We start from the raw sequence: 14,603 nt of genomic DNA on the forward strand, positions 1-14,603 counted from the left end.
GCCTTCGGGGTTGTCAGGACCTTCGGGGTTATCGGGCTCATCCGGACCCGGCTCATCGGGTTCCGGCTCACCAAACTTGGGCTGGGACACCACGCTCCAGTCCAGCTGACCGCCGTCCGCCAGGGGCACGGTGATGAGTAGCGGATCGCACGCATAGCCCGCGTTGGCGTCCGCCGTCGCGATGCGCGCTACCAGGTAGAGGCCCGGCTCGAGTCCCCAGAACCCCACGCTTCCGGAGGCGTCCGAGACGGCCGTGCGCTCATAGAGGTTCTTCTCGCCAGCATAGGAGGCCAGGGACTTGGCGGCCTCGTCCAGCTCGGAGGACTTCATGTTGGGCCAGTCGTAGCCAAAGGAGGCAAACGCGTCGCGCGTGGCGTAAGACGTTATGACGCCGGCAGCCGAGTCGTAGGTGACGTCGGCCACGCACACGAGACCGTAGGTGTCGCCCGCCAGGGGCATGCCGTTCACGCGGCAGTCGAGCGTGATGGAGCCCACCGGCGCCGCGCTTGCGACGAGCGGACGCCCCGCCGCCGCAAGGGTGACGAAAAGCGCCGCCACAACTGCCGCGAGGCGTACGAGAAACGTTTTCCGTGGTATGTCAACGCGAGTGCCTGCCACGCGCGTACTCCCTTCTGTCCTTCCGCATGGTCCGGATCTTGAGGACTGTGACAAAGACCGCCAGCGCGGCCAGCGCGATGAGAAGCGCCAGGTACGGCAGCGGGATGTTGATGAAGCCGCCGACGGAATCGATCTCGTCTTCCATCTCGGGCACGTAGGGGATGCGGTGCGCGTGTACGAGCAGCCGATGCGAGTTGATGCCATACGGCGTGCAGGTGATGAGCGTCACCAGATCCTCGCCGGGTTGGATGGCGAGCGATTCGGTCTCGGTGGGCAGCACCGTCTCGATGCTGTGAACCTCGTAGGCGAGGGTTTCGCCCAGGATCTTGATGTAGAACTGGTCGCCCTCCTCCATTTGGTCGAGGTCGGTGAACAGCTTAGCGGACGGCAGCCCGCGATGGCCGGAGAGGGCCGCGTGCGTGGACTCGCCGCCCACGGGCAACGAGGTTTCGCTGAGGTGACCCACGCCCACCTGGAGCACCTTCTCTTCCACGCCGTGGTAGATGGGCAGCTCCACGTTCATTTTGGGGATGATGATGTAGCCCATCATCCCGTCGCCGTTCAGGTTGAGGAGGTCCTCGTAGGCCTCCACGGCCTGAGCGGGCTCGCCGCCCTCGGACGCTGTCGGGGCGCCCGAGGATGCGGCAAGCGCGTCGTTGTATGCGTGCGCGCGGGCGAGCATGAGCTCGCGCTCCTGCGCGGAAAGGTCAACGGTGGCCTGGTCGTACGAGGCCACGGCACGGCTCGCATTTTGCTCGATAAGGTAGTTGCTGATGGTCGGATACAGCAGGACGAGCAGACCGGCCAAAATGACCAGCACCGGCAGTATGTCGCGCACACGCTTCACAATGACACCTAGTTTAGGAAGGCGTTACGCCATGTGGGAGCCGTTGGAAGCAGCGTTGCGACGGTTGCGCTGAACCATCCAGATAGCGCCACCGGCCACGACAGCCACGCCGACAACGGTGAAGATCACGGTACCCATGCCACCGGTGCCGGGGAGAAGGGTGCCCTTGTTGTTCTCGACGGTGATCGAATCCTGTCCGTTATTGCCCTGGGAGGGAGTCAGCTCCTGGCCAGCCTGATCAAAAATGCTGACCGTCCAATACTGGAGCGTTCCATTAGTGTTGTAGGTTGCAGCGATCTTGATGTACTTGGGCGCGCCGAGCTCGTTATATCCATCGGGCGCCTTGGTCTCTACGAGCTGGTACTCGCCCTCGGCAAGGCCGACGAACACGAGCTTGCCGTCATCACCGGTCGTGACCTCCTCAACCCAGGCCTTGCCGTCACCGGTGACGGCGGCCTCGGCTTCAGTTGCCGGGCGATATGCGCCGGATGCAGTCTTAACGAGCTTGATGACCTCAGTACCGTCAGCGGACTTCAGCTGGAACGTGGCACCGGGAAGAACAGTCCCACGGTCCGCGCCATCAACCTTGGTCAGGTCGAAGCCGAAGGTGTACTGATGGGTCTGGACATCCTCAGACTCGCCAGTCGACTCGCCATCAGGAGACGTGCTGTACTCAACCTTTGCGCTGTTGAGCTCGTCATCAGCATTGACGATGGCGTTTTCGTTCACAGTCGCGGTATAGGTGACCGTAATCTTCTGGCCGGCCTTGCCGGTGAAGTAGGTCTTGGCATCATACGTTGTACCGCCATCGGTGGAGGTGCCAAAGTGAACGGTCATCGAGGGATCCTCGGCGGTGCCAGCACCGAACTTAACCTCATAGTTTCCAGCATCAGCATCAGTACCGTCAACCTGTACCTTGACCGAACCCTGGTCCAGCGTCAGACCATCGGACAGGGTATCCTGCAGGTTGAAGATGTACTTCTCGTAGTTGGTGACATCGGGAATCGTGGCCTCGAGCTTGAAGTGGAGCTTATCGCCAACCTGAGCGGAAGCGTGATTCTGCCCTTCCTCAACGGTCTTGTCGACGGTCGGATACTCGCTCTTGAGGTTAACGCCGACCTCGTCCTTCAGCACATTCACGAGAATGGCATTCAGGTTAATGGAGGAGTGCCCCTCGGCATCCTTCGGCGCATCGCCCGGGTCAACAAGATAGTAGCCATAGGAAACGTTGTTGAACGTAGCGGTGTAAGGCGTCTCACTGCTGGCAGTCTCAGTACCTGCGACAGTAATGGAGTGGCTGCCCTCATCGGCCCAATCACGTGCGTCGTTGGCGAAGGCAGCAAGCTCATCGCCCTTAAGTCCGCTCACATAGTTGAACGCCTTCTCAGAAAGCGTGTCACCCTCCTCGCTTTTGACCTCGGGAATGGAGTTGAAGAAACCCTCCCACTGAGTCTCAAGCTTATACGTGGCGGCAGAGCCTTCCGCGTTGGCCGCAGCAGAGAACATCTTGTAGATCTTCACCGTCTGGCCGGCAAAATCCGCATTCGTGCTCGACACGGTAACCGTAGAAGTGGCGACGTCCACTTCGGGCTCCGCATACGCGGGGAGGGCGGTGGCGAGGGCACTCACCACCAGGGCAACAACCGTCAAGGCTGCTACCAACTTTTTCTTGATTCCTTGCATCTTCCTTCCTTTCATCCGGGATGCATTGCCAACATGTATCGAAAGCGCGTCAGTCGACGAAGCGTCAATCGCGGAAATGGGTGCCGGTCGGGCGCCAAACGGTTTGGGCAGCGGCGCGTCTGCGGCGCTGCTGATCGAGCCAGATGCCGCCGAGCGCGAGAGTCGCAAGGCCAGCGAACAGGAACAGGGTAGTGCCCATACCGCCTGTGTCAGGCAGAGGCAGGGAGTTGGTGATAGTAATCACGTTCTCCTTGCTGTCCGTCTCGTAGGAGGCGGTGTAATTCCCTCCGAGGCCCTCGACCTCAGAGGCGGTGTAGGTGTAGTAGTGCAGCGTCCCGTCCTCGTCCCGGAAGGCAACGGGAAGGTCCTCGACCACCTTGCGCCAGGTTTCGGACCATACCGAGGCATCCTTTCCGCTGAGCGTCACCGTCATGGGATTGGAGATGGGCTTCCCCACCGGATTTCCGTCCAAGTCCGTGCGCTGAATCTCCTCAGGCACGACGGTCTGGTTGTTCGCATCTGTGTAGCTTGCGGTGAGCGTCACAGTAATGCTCTCCGGGCGCGTTCCCCCGCGGTTGCCGCCGTCGTTCCAGACCTTCTGGATGGTCACGTTCACGAGCGCCTCGCACGGATCCTGACCGTCCCCGGGCTCGGGCGTGAGGCCGCCGGTGTTGTCGCTCACCGCGGCGTCGTCCATGAGGACGGCCTTGCCCGCGGACGCGTAGACGCCCAGGGGCGCGCCGCCCACGGTGGCACCCTTCCAGTCTTCGTGGTTGGTGCCGTTCACGGGCCGGTGCCCGCTCACGTCAAAGCGCGCCCACACGGCCTCCGTGGACGACTGGTCGGCCGGATCGCCGCCATCGGTTTGTCCTGCGGAGACGTTCATTGCGTCGGGGTCAACACCCTCCACGTTCTTCTGGGCAAGTGAGGGGTCACGGTAGACGTGATAGGTGTTGCCCTGCTCGATGTTCGTGACGTCGTTGAACCACCAGTTTGAGCTGTAGCTGGTCGCGCCGGTGAAGGGTCCCGTCTTGTCTGCGGACCCGCTCACCACGTCGGCGTAGCGCATGTCATTCTTGAAGAGCCGTCCCTCGTTGTTGTGGCCGACAAAGCCTCCGGCATAGCCGCTCGTCGCGCCCTCCTGGGCCTCCCCGGTCTGCGTGGCACCGCCGCCAAAGACGTCGTAGCCATCGGAGATGCCCGTCACGGAGCTCTTCTCGATGACGGTGCGGTTGCCCTTGATGAGGTTGATCTGGAGCTCGGCCTTGGCCTGGTCCGTGTCTATGGTGCCGTCCTCGTTGACCGGCAGCGTGATGGTGGAGTCGCCAATGGTGACGTTGACCACGTCGGTCTGGCCGTCCCCGGTGCCCTTGACCAGCGAGACCTTGACGTCGATACCAAGCAGCGTGACGGAGAGCGTATCGCCTTCACTGAGCACCTTGAGCTCGAGAATCTCGCCACCGAGCGAAATCTCAATGACGTCGAGGTTTTCCAGGTCGCCTACCCTCAGCGCCTGAAGCAGCTTGGTCACCACCTGGAGCAACGCGTCCACGAGCTTAGAGTCCACCTGAGCGTTAACGAGGTAGGCGTAGCTCGTCGTTGCGGCAAAGCCGCCGGCCGCCTGGGGGCTCTTGACCAGCTTGAGGTTGGTCACGTTGGACCCCGTGACATGCGAGACGTCCGCATAGCCCACAAAGCCGCCGGCCATCTGCTCGCCCGCGCCCGTGGCGCCGTTCTCCGGCGTGGCACCTCCCGTGCCCTGGGAGACCACGGTGAATCCGCCGGACTTTCCCGCGACCGAGCAGTCCTCGACCGTGGTGCCGATGACGTTCGCCACGCCGGCGGTGACCCCGAGCAGCTCGCCGAGCGCACTAACATCCTTGACGTTGGCGATGCCCGTCTTGCCCGTGTAGCCCACGAAGCCTCCGCTGTAGTTAGGCGCACTCACGGAGCTGAGACCGCTCACGCCGCAGCGATGCATCATGCCGCCCATGATGGTCCCGGCAAAGCCGCCCGCATTACCGCTCACGCGCTGGGAGCTGAGCAGTCCGCCCTTGTCCCAGGTGTGGGCGCGCACGGTCACGCCGTCTGCCACGCCGCTCGTTGCGGCGTCGTAGATGACGGGCTGGAACGCCTGGATCACGCTCACGTCGCCAAGCTTGAGAAGATCGAGGATCGAGGTCTGCGAGCCCTCCCCGGTACCAGCGGAGACCTCGGCCACGCCGCCCGTCTGGGCGACGCCCACAAAGCCGCCGGCATAAAGGCCGCCGTCGACGCCGCGAAGGTCGCTCACCGTCACATGGGAGCTTGGGTCGCTCTCGCCGTCCCGCGAGCCGAGGACCGTTGCCTGGTCCATGCCGACGAAGCCGCCCGCGGCTATTGGGTAGGTGACCGTGTCCGTGCGGACGCCCTCCACGGTGAATCCCCATGCTGAGTCCGCCGCGCTCACGGAGGCGCCGCGCACGGTGGACATGGTTGTCTGGAGCACGCTGACCAGGTTGTCGATGCCCGTACCGCCGATGATCGTGTCAAGAAGCTCCTGGAGGAAACCATCGGAGACCCCGCTGGTCCCCACGCTGGCCGCGGAGCCCGAGGTGAGCAGGCCCGCGTAGCCGCCTGCATAGGCCGAAGCCTCAACGCGCCGCAGGTTGGAGGCGCGGCAGGCGGCCGCGTCCGAGGCACCGTCCTTCTCGCCCTCGGCGGCCTCCTGGGCGTCGCCCCAGATCTGCGCGCCCGCGCCGTAGCCGATGTAGCCGCCGGCGTTGCCCGTTGCGTGCGCGGTGTCAGCCTTGCGGCTGCCCGCGCCGGGAGAGGTAACGGTCATGCCAGCGCGATAGCCCTCGACCGAGGAGGACTTAATCACGGGGACGAAGACCTGGGCCACGCCGAGGAGCTGTCCAAAATTGAGGCTGCCACCCAACAGATCGACGCTGCCCAGCGTTGCCGCCCCGCCAGCTTGGGCGCTCCCGGCAAAGCCGCCTGCCGAGCGCATGCCGCGCACCTGGCGCACGTCGTGGGCCTGCCCGTTGGTGACGGTTCCTGACACCATAGCACCCACGTAACCGCCGGCGCTTCCGCCCTCGAGCGGGTTTGCCTCCCCCGCATCCGCGACCGCCGTGCGGCCCGCGACCACGCTCATGCCGTACACGTAGCTGCCAAGAAGGGCGTCAAGCGCCACCTGCGAGTCTACCTTGCCGGCATCCGCCAGCTCCTCGCCGTAGCCGCCGTGCTTGCCCACGTGCTCGACCCAGCTGTTCCAGGTATCCGGGTCAAGCTTGGCGAGCGGACCGTAAACTGCGGTGTTCTCCTCGGTGGGATAGGCCACGCCAAGTGCTCCGAGCAGGTTGTCAACGCTGATGAGGCCCCAGAGCAGGCCGAGGCTGCCCGTCTTGGCCGTATCAGCCGCCTCCATGAGACCGGTAAAGCCGCCTGCAAACTCCGCGCCGTAGACGGAGCGGATGCGCACCGCCGCGGCCTCGCGCTGCGGGCCGGTGTAGGGGTCCGTGGCCGTCTTCCAGGGGTCGCCGTTGTTGCCCCAGATCTGCCCGCCCTCGTTGTGACCCACGTAGCCGCCGGCCATGCCGCGCAGGTGGCTCGCGTCAGAGAGCGCCTGGGCGCGCACCACGCCGCCGCAGGGGACGGCCGTGGTCTCGCTGTTGCGGACGGAGGGGACAAAGACTTGGACCAACGAGAGCAAACTACTGACGTCAGCAAGACCATTGAGAATGCCGCCCTCGCCCAGCACGTCCGCGACGGCACCGGGCGCGATCTCGCCTGCGTAGCCGCCCGCCGACCTCTGGCCGATGATGTGGGAGAAGTTGTAAGCGTTGGCGTCTTGGATGTGGCCGCCCAGCACGATGCCGGCAAAGCCGCCAGCGTCGCCCTGCGCACTCGCGTCCTGCGCGGAGGCGCGGACCGAGAAGCCGCCGGCAGCGCCGGTGACGTTGGAGTGCTCGATGGTGGAGGTCACCACCTGCAGCGCGTCCACCAGGTCGGTGAGCTGGATGGAGCTGCCCAAGATCCCGATGCCCTTGCCCACCGAGGCCGCGCTTCCGATGTTCATCATGCCGATGTAGCCGCCGGCATAGCGCGCGCCCATGACGGCATACTCGCTTTTGTCGTCATCAAAGTAGGTCGGGGCCTCCGTGGCCTCGAGGTCCTCCGGCTCCGTGACGGTGGTGCTGCGCAGAACGCTCACGTTGCTTTCGCTTATCTGCACGCCCGAACCGCAGCCGATGAAGCCGCCGGCTGAACCAGAGGAGGAGTCACCGTCGCGTACGATCGTTGCGCTCACCTTGAGGCCGCGCTCCGAGGAGCTCACGCCTGCACCCTTGATGGTGGGGACGTAGGCGCCGATGAGGTTGAGAAGCTGAGCGACGTCGACTTCAAGCCCCGAGATGTCGCCAAGGATGCTGATGCCCTTGCTCGCGTCTGCCAGCGCGCCCGAGTAGACGTTGCCGCCAAAGCCGCCCGCATAGGCACCGCCGAGGACCTCGTCGATGCCGTAGACGGCCCATTGCCGCGCCTCCTCGCGCTCAGAGTTGTCCACCGTCCCGGCCTCGAACGTCCCGGCAAAGCCGCCGGCGCTATCCGCCTTGACGCTGGCCTCGCCCACAAAAGAGACGTCCACGTCCGTGTAGGTTGGCAGGAGGTAGGTCACGGCGCCGAGGAGGCCGTTGATTTTCACCAGATTGAGGATGCTGTCCTTGTCCGCCACGTCCGCGAGCCCGGACGCGGTGGACTCGCCGACGAAACCGCCGGCTTGGCCGTTGGCGGCGATCGCACCGTCGTGGACGTTTGCGCTCACAGACGCGAGGTTGGTAACGTGCGCCGAGCTCACCGCCGTGGCGCTCCCCAGCGCGACAAAGCCGCCCGCCGTGACGGGCTTCTCGCCCGCGTCGGTCGAGGTGCCGTCTCCCGTTGCCGTGACCTTCATGCCGGCGCCAACGCCGCTCACGGTGACGGTATCCACGGTTGTCTGCACGGCCGCACCCACCTGAAGCAGGTTGTTGATCTGAACAAGGTTAAGACCGAGCAGGTTAATGCCGCCGCCGCTGACCACACTTCCCGTTCCCGAGGCGCCAAAGAAACCGCCTGCGTAATTGGACGCGGTAATGGCCGAGACCCCCTTGACCTCAACGTCTCGAACGTGGCCGCCCGTCACGACGCCAACGCCTCCAGCAGCGTAATCACCGGCGGCACTGACGGTAAAGCCATCTCCGGAGACGTCAACGCTGTCCATAACAAACGGTATGAGGTTGTTGAGGCCAAGCGTGTTGTTGACAAGGCCACCACCGCTGGCGACGTTCAAACTGCCCGCGATGCCGCCGGCGTTGGCGTCCGAGGCGGAAACGGAGACAAGCCCCGACACCACAACGCCTTGATCGACCGGATCGCCGGAGAGTCCCAGGTGCTTCTTGAGCTGGTTAGGAACCTCAGAGTTCCAATAGGTCTCTCCCTGCTTGCCACCGTCAACAGCCGCATGAGTGCTCGCGATGACGGTGCCATCGCCCTCGCCCAAAAGACCGCCGGCATTCTTTTGGGCAGAAACGGATATTCCGTTCGCGCGCACCTGAGTGCCAAGGAGCTCAGTCTCCTTGATGCCCACAAGTGAAAGCAGCGGGTCGGGGTTGGTGCCGGGGTGCTTACCCGACAGGATTGCAGACAGCAGGTCGTTAACCTGACCAAGAAGCGAGCCAACCGTCGTGCCGCCACCGTCGCCCTTGCCAAGGTCAACCTGCCAGCCAAGCGACGCTACACCCGCAAAGCCGCCGGCACCATAGCGACCCGCCGTCACGTTGACGGGATTCTGGGTGTCGACCGTATCGTTGACCATGTAGGCATTTGCGAGTCCGCCCGCAAAGCCGCCCGCATAGTCCTCCTGAGCGGAAGCGGAGACGCCCGAGTAGACGTGAGAGTCGTATACCAAGCTCTGTGGCGTATAGTCCCAAAGCTCGAGCTGGGCGAGCCTGCTAAGGTCAAGCGTTCCTTCGACCGACCCGTTTCTCACCACGCCCGCAAAGCCACCGGCGTAGCTCTTTGCCACGACGCTGATCGCGCCGCCGGAAACGCTTGAGCCACTCGTCACCGTTCCAATGAGCGCGCCCGCGAAGCCTCCGGCAAAGCTGTTTTTCTCATTGCCAACGGCCGAACCGTCGCTGTTGAGATCGATTACCTTGCAGCCGGAGATCACCGGCGCCTTGTACCCAACGGGTATGAGCTTGGACACATCGACGAGGCCGTCATCGCCAAGCAGGATTGTAATGAGGTCTCCAAGACCCAGGCCGGGGATGATGTTGAGGATGTCGGCAAGAATCTGAGTTAGATCCCCGAGCGCCTCAGAGAGGCCTTCGTACTGGGTTGACCCCGTCGAATACCCGACCAGGCCGCCCGTGTAGCCCTTCGTGTTGTTTCTGACCGTGCTCGAAGCCACCTCAACGCCCTCGAGCGAAACCTCTCCCACCACACGGCCGGCCAAGACCCCAGTCGCATAGTGTGAGGAGTCCTCGCTCTTACCCAAGATCAGATCGAGGAGCCAGCCAACGAGCCAGCCAACAAGACCGCTTGCATCGGCATCCACTTCTGTGGCGTTGCTCGTGACCTTCGCGTCCTTGAGGATAAAATTGGCAGCAACCGCTTTACCGCCCTTAACCGTAAGGCCCCATTCGTCGGTCACGTTGGTGATCGTTCCAAAGAAGCCAACGCCGACGTAGTCGTTCGACTTGATGGTCGAGTCCTGGTTGACGGTCATGTTGGATATGACCGGCTTAGCAACGTCATCCGAGGTGACGCCCGAGCCGTCCTGGGAGACCAGCGAGAAGAGGCTGCCGGCCACGTCAGACTGCGAGCTCTTGGCGCCGATCATAGTCCCTGAAAAGGTAATCGGAGTCCAATCGGTACCATTCAGGTCAATGTCGCGGAAGATGATGTAGTTGGCGTCTGAGGCGTAGCGGAGACCGGTATTGTGACTTACACTCGCGTCCATTTGGCCATCGTTGCCACAGCCACAGTACTCAGTGGTGAGAGCAACCTCATTCGGCGTTTTACCGCTTAGCTTGACCCCAGCCGCTAAGTCAGCATCACCGACGTAATCGAGCTTCCAGTCGCCAAAAAAGCCGGCCACTCCCGATCGCTTATACGTTGCCCCACGCACATCCTTGTTGCTGCCAATCGCACGCAGCTGTTGCTCATTGCCGATGAGGATGTAGGTCTCGTCGCCAATCTGCTTGGTGACCTGACCCACGTAGTCGCGGCCGGAGAGGCTGTTGTAGGCTTCGGTCTCATCCCCGTCCGCCAGCAAATCAACCTCATCGGATTCGGTGCTCTTCTCAGCAGAGTCCTCAGTGGGCTCGGTCTCCACGACGTCCTTCCCGGCAGCGTCGTTCTTCTCAACCGGCTCGTCCTTCTCGGCCTGCTCGTCCTTCTCGGCGTCGGACTCTTCCTGGTCCTCTGGCTCGTCACTCACGACAACGTTGTTGTTATCGCCAGCGTCTTCAAGCCCCTCGTCCCAGCCGTCAGCGTACACGTAGGTGTGCTCGGGGCTGTAGGTGAGCGGCTCGTCGGAGCCCGCGGCGTAGATGGGCTGACCGGTGCCGAAGGTCTTCGCATCGCCGTCGCCGGTGAGAACGGGCTGGTCGGCCGCGTCCTCCTGGCGGGAGACGGCGGTCTGGAGGGCATTGTAGATATAGATGGTATCGGACGCGCTCTCGTAGAGCGGGCGGCCGTCGGCGGTGTAGGTGACGCCGGACTGCTCGCCGGCGGTCTGGACGGAGGTACCCCCTAGCTCAGAGGCAACCCCCCCCCATTCGCTCTTTTGCACGAGGGGGTTGAGGGGCTGGGCATAGGCCATCACGGGCGCAAACGCAGAGATTGGCACAGACGTGAGGGTGACTACCGCCGTAAGGACAACGCTTACAAGGGGCTTGCCCCAAGACTTTATGGCTTGTCGTGTGTGTTTAAGCTGCATTAGATCCCCAAGCCCAAGCTCGTGAACGCCCGCTGACCAACGGAAGTCCGGATTTCCCCGCCAAGCGGATAGTCAGCGTCTTGCCACGGGGCTTTTTGACAGGTATGAGGGAGGTGTTTTGTGTCATATGTGCGCACAAATTCACACCCCTCCCTTCGAATTACTTTCAATACCTTAGGCCGGTAAGATAGCTGAGTCAACACTGAATCTCTGAGATGTAATCGTTTTAATGTACCTCCCCCCGTGCATAAGAAGTTCTAACGACCACGGGCGGAATGGGTACGTCTGCGGGATCCTCGCAGGAAAATGCTACTTTTCCGGTTGCGCTTTCGGCGAACGAGGGCGCCGCGACGGGCGAGAACGGGCGCTGATCGTATGTACATTTCGATGTACATTTCACCAAACGCCCGACACGGCCCTAGCGCAGAAGCCGCGCGAGGTGCTCCCTGCCCTCCGGCGAGAGCACAGGGGCGGCGTTCGCGATCTGCCGGGCGAGCCGCCGGACGAGCTCGTCCTCGGTGACGACGCGCTCGCGCGACGCGACGCGCGCCTCCAGGTCCTCCACGCAGACCATGCGGAAGCTCCCCCGACGGAAGCTCCGCACGGAGGCGTCCTTCACCCACCGCATGATCGTCACGCGGCTGCCGAAGCCGCGCTCGACGGCATCCTTGACGCAGATATAGCTGACGTTGTTGGCGTTTGCTGACACGAGGCACCTCGGAATCCCGTCCGCAAAAGCGGACGCAACGGATTCCGACGCTCGACTTGAGCCGGAACGGCGGGGCTCGGGTGCCTTCCTCATGCCCGTGATTCGTGACGACCGGAAAGGCCGTGTCGGGCGCATGGCGGCTCACCTGCCGTGACGAGCTCGGACTGACGGTGAGCGGATTTTCGATATCGAGTCTTCGCGGGTTGTCGTCCCGCTGCCCCTATGTCTAATATCGACTATCAAGGTATCACATGTATACCCAGGTGAGCATTAATGGCTACAGATAAGGCCCCGTGACGACAGGCATGCCGCGCACGTACCCCACCGTGGCGTTCGTCATGCGCTCCTGGTTGACCAGGTGGCGCCGCATCTTGTCTGTGATCGACTTATTGGAGAAGCCCGCCGCCTCGACGCCGAACGCCGCGACCGCGCACGCCACCGCCGCCAGGCCGAAGCGCCAGTCGAAGACGAAGAGCAGCACCACGATCGCCACCGGCGCGGTGAACGCCGCCGCCATGTCGGGCAGCGAGTGGGCCGAGCTCCCACTTGGACACCGCCGCCTTCGACACGCCCAGATGGTCGGCCAGCTGCTCCTGCGTGATGCCGACCCGACGGCGCTCGCGCGCGATGGTGCGTCCGATGTTGACCACGGTGTTCATGATGCGCCCCCTCGTTGCACGTTGCTGAATGGCTCAAAGCCGCCATCTCCAGTATGAGGTTGAACGCCGGTAGATTCAAAGGAGCGTCGGTTGACCTTTCACGCGAATCGTCAACCAAAGCTCAACAGAAGCGTAGCGGCTGCGTCGAAGTCTGAACGGAACACGTCCCCAACCAACCGAAACGCTTACCTTCGTGTTACACGAGCCGTATGCCATGCGGTTAACATAGATGCATCTCCAACGAAAGGATGCCCGACATGGTCGCGTTCGCAAGCCCGCCAACGCCCGACGAGATGCAGTACGCAGGCGATGTCATCCGCGGCAAGCGCCCCCTCGACGTCAAGGTATTCATCGCGTTCGCCCTGGTCGGAGCGCTGCTCGGTTTCGCCGTCGGCATCTCGGCCGCTCAGGCGAACGAGCAGCCCGTCGACATCGTCTTCGCCTTGGGCTGCACCGTCGGCTTCGGCGTGTCGTTCATCATTTTCGCGATGCTCATCATGAGCTCCATTCGCTACCTTCAGGCGATTTGCCGCGTCTGGCTGCCGGCGCGCATCATCGTTGCGATCGCAGCGGTCGCGTTTGCCCTCAGGATGCTCGACACCGTCCAGTTTGTGCTCATCGTCGGGCCGAGCGCAATCGCCTCCAAACTCGCCTTAAGCGGACTGGGGTTCATGTTCGCGCTGCTATTCCTCACGCTCGGGGTGCGCCTGATCTTCGGCATCTACTGCGCAGTGACCGGGCGCGACGAGGACGAGATCGCAACGCGGAGCATCAGCGCAGATTGCGAGCGGACGCGCGATGAAGATGGGGATACTCCGGATGACAGCCCGATTATCGAACCGAACCATCGAGTTCACTAACAGCTGCCAGCAGCACCCGCGCATCCCATATCAGTCTCCCCTCGGCGTCACAAGCCACGTGCCGAGCAGCATGAGGATGAGCGCGATAATGAATGACGGCGCAAGCGGCGTGCGGAACAGCACGAACGCCAATGCGCTGCCGATGAACGGGTTCACCGCGTAAAACGCGCTCGTGCGCGCTGCACCCAGATCGCGCTGAGCGCGCACGTAACAGGCAATAGACAGCCCGTATGCGACGAATCCCAGCAGGAGCGCAAGCATCGCATCAACAAGCGCCGGCATCGCGTCACCCGCACCGAGCGCCACGATAAGCGCACCTACACCCGAGCCCCAGCCCTTGATGATGACGATGTGGGCGGGGTCGCAATCCGACAGCCTGTTCGTGCAGTTGTTCTCGATGCCCCAGCACACGCATGCCGCAAGCGTCAGAAGGGAGCCGGCGGAAAACCCCCATGCGCCCGCATCCCACGACAAAAGGACGCACGCCAGGGTAATGGCACCGATGCCTGCCGCCGTACGCGCCGCCACCCGCTCGCCGAACGCCAGGCGGGCGATGAGGGCGGTCGCCACGATCTCGAAGTTGTTCAGCAGCGACACGCTTTCCGCCGATGAGCGAGAGAGCCCCGCCATGAGCAGCAAGGGGGCGGCGATGTCGAGCGCTACCATCGCCGCCGCATACGGGATATCAGCACGCTCGAGCGGTCTACCCTGAGCCCCCGCCCTATCACCTCGCATGGCACGCGCAAACGCCAGCGCCGTCATGCCGGCACCGGCCCCCAGATACAACAGCGCCGCCAGCATGTTCGGCGCGATATCCGCAAGCAGCACTTTGGAAAAGGGGGTGCTCAGCGCATAGAGTGCAGCGGCGGCGAGAGCAACGGCAACGCTTCGTCCCGCGCGGCCAGCTCCCATACGCCACCCCCCTTCCCGAAGGTGACCACATCTACCTCATCGTTTGCAAGGTCATCGAGCGTCACGCCATAGAGCCGCGCGAGCTCCGCAGCCTTGTCGAGGGCAGGCGACCCCTGCCCGAGCCCCCAGTTGCCCACCGTCTGGCGCGTCACGCCGATGGCGCTCGCCACCTCCTGCTGGCTCATGCCCGAGCGCTTGCGCAGCGCAAGCAGCTTGTCGGATATCATCGTCGTCCCCCTCTGTTCGGTTCACGGAAAGGATGCCTCGCTTCATTCCATTCTCCCGAAGAGGGTGCCCGCATGCCAGCAAATCCATTTGCCATCTTGTCAAATGCGCTTTCGACAAGTTT

At 63.2% G+C, this 14,603-nt stretch carries 9 protein-coding genes and 1 pseudogene; 1 reads left to right on the forward strand and 9 read right to left on the reverse strand.

The window, feature by feature from the left end; all coding sequences use genetic code 11:
• The 7 genes and pseudogenes from H6A21_RS08335 to H6A21_RS11000 all read right to left on the reverse strand — a co-directional run.
• Positions 1-618: hypothetical protein (locus tag H6A21_RS08335; RefSeq protein ID WP_204562290.1), on the reverse strand; the 618-nt coding region annotated here is incomplete at its 3' end.
• A complete protein-coding gene (locus H6A21_RS08340; protein WP_342589649.1) occupies positions 599-1,465 on the reverse strand; it encodes a class C sortase in 867 nt (288 codons plus the stop codon). The genes H6A21_RS08335 and H6A21_RS08340, both read right to left, overlap by 20 nt.
• A 24-nt stretch (positions 1,466-1,489) precedes the next feature.
• Positions 1,490-3,148: a SpaH/EbpB family LPXTG-anchored major pilin gene (locus H6A21_RS08345; protein WP_204562291.1), complete on the reverse strand. Its 1,659-nt coding sequence runs from the start codon at positions 3,146-3,148 to the stop codon at positions 1,490-1,492.
• Between the two features lie 64 nt (positions 3,149-3,212).
• A complete protein-coding gene (locus H6A21_RS08350) occupies positions 3,213-10,997 on the reverse strand; it encodes a Cna B-type domain-containing protein (protein WP_239462759.1) in 7,785 nt (2,594 codons plus the stop codon).
• A 535-nt stretch (positions 10,998-11,532) separates the two neighbouring features.
• The gene (locus H6A21_RS08355; protein WP_204562293.1) at positions 11,533-11,823 is read right to left on the reverse strand and encodes a hypothetical protein; all 291 of its coding nucleotides are present in this window, start codon (positions 11,821-11,823) and stop codon (positions 11,533-11,535) included.
• Positions 11,824-12,100: 277 nt separating this feature from the next.
• Complete coding sequence (locus tag H6A21_RS10995) at positions 12,101-12,340, reverse strand: hypothetical protein (RefSeq protein ID WP_239462761.1); 240 nt, start codon at positions 12,338-12,340, stop codon at positions 12,101-12,103.
• 28 nt (positions 12,341-12,368) lie between these two features.
• Positions 12,369-12,482 (reverse strand): annotated as a pseudogene (locus H6A21_RS11000) (helix-turn-helix domain-containing protein); the annotation flags it as partial.
• A gap of 257 nt (positions 12,483-12,739) precedes the next feature.
• Here H6A21_RS11000 and H6A21_RS08365 point away from each other — a divergent pair.
• Positions 12,740-13,342, forward strand: coding sequence for a hypothetical protein (locus H6A21_RS08365; RefSeq protein ID WP_204562294.1), 603 nt, complete (start codon positions 12,740-12,742; stop codon positions 13,340-13,342).
• A 30-nt stretch (positions 13,343-13,372) separates the two neighbouring features.
• On the opposite strand, the gene H6A21_RS08370 is transcribed toward H6A21_RS08365, so the two are convergent.
• Entirely contained in the window at positions 13,373-14,254 is an 882-nt protein-coding gene (locus tag H6A21_RS08370; protein WP_204562295.1) for a DMT family transporter, read from the reverse strand.
• The gene (locus H6A21_RS08375) at positions 14,188-14,481 is read right to left on the reverse strand and encodes a helix-turn-helix transcriptional regulator (RefSeq protein WP_204562296.1); all 294 of its coding nucleotides are present in this window, start codon (positions 14,479-14,481) and stop codon (positions 14,188-14,190) included. The genes H6A21_RS08370 and H6A21_RS08375 overlap by 67 nt, the downstream gene beginning before the upstream one ends.
• Between the last annotated feature and the right edge of the window lie 122 nt (positions 14,482-14,603).

The organism is Collinsella tanakaei (assembly GCF_016902615.1).
Lineage (GTDB): Bacteria > Actinomycetota > Coriobacteriia > Coriobacteriales > Coriobacteriaceae > Collinsella > Collinsella tanakaei_A.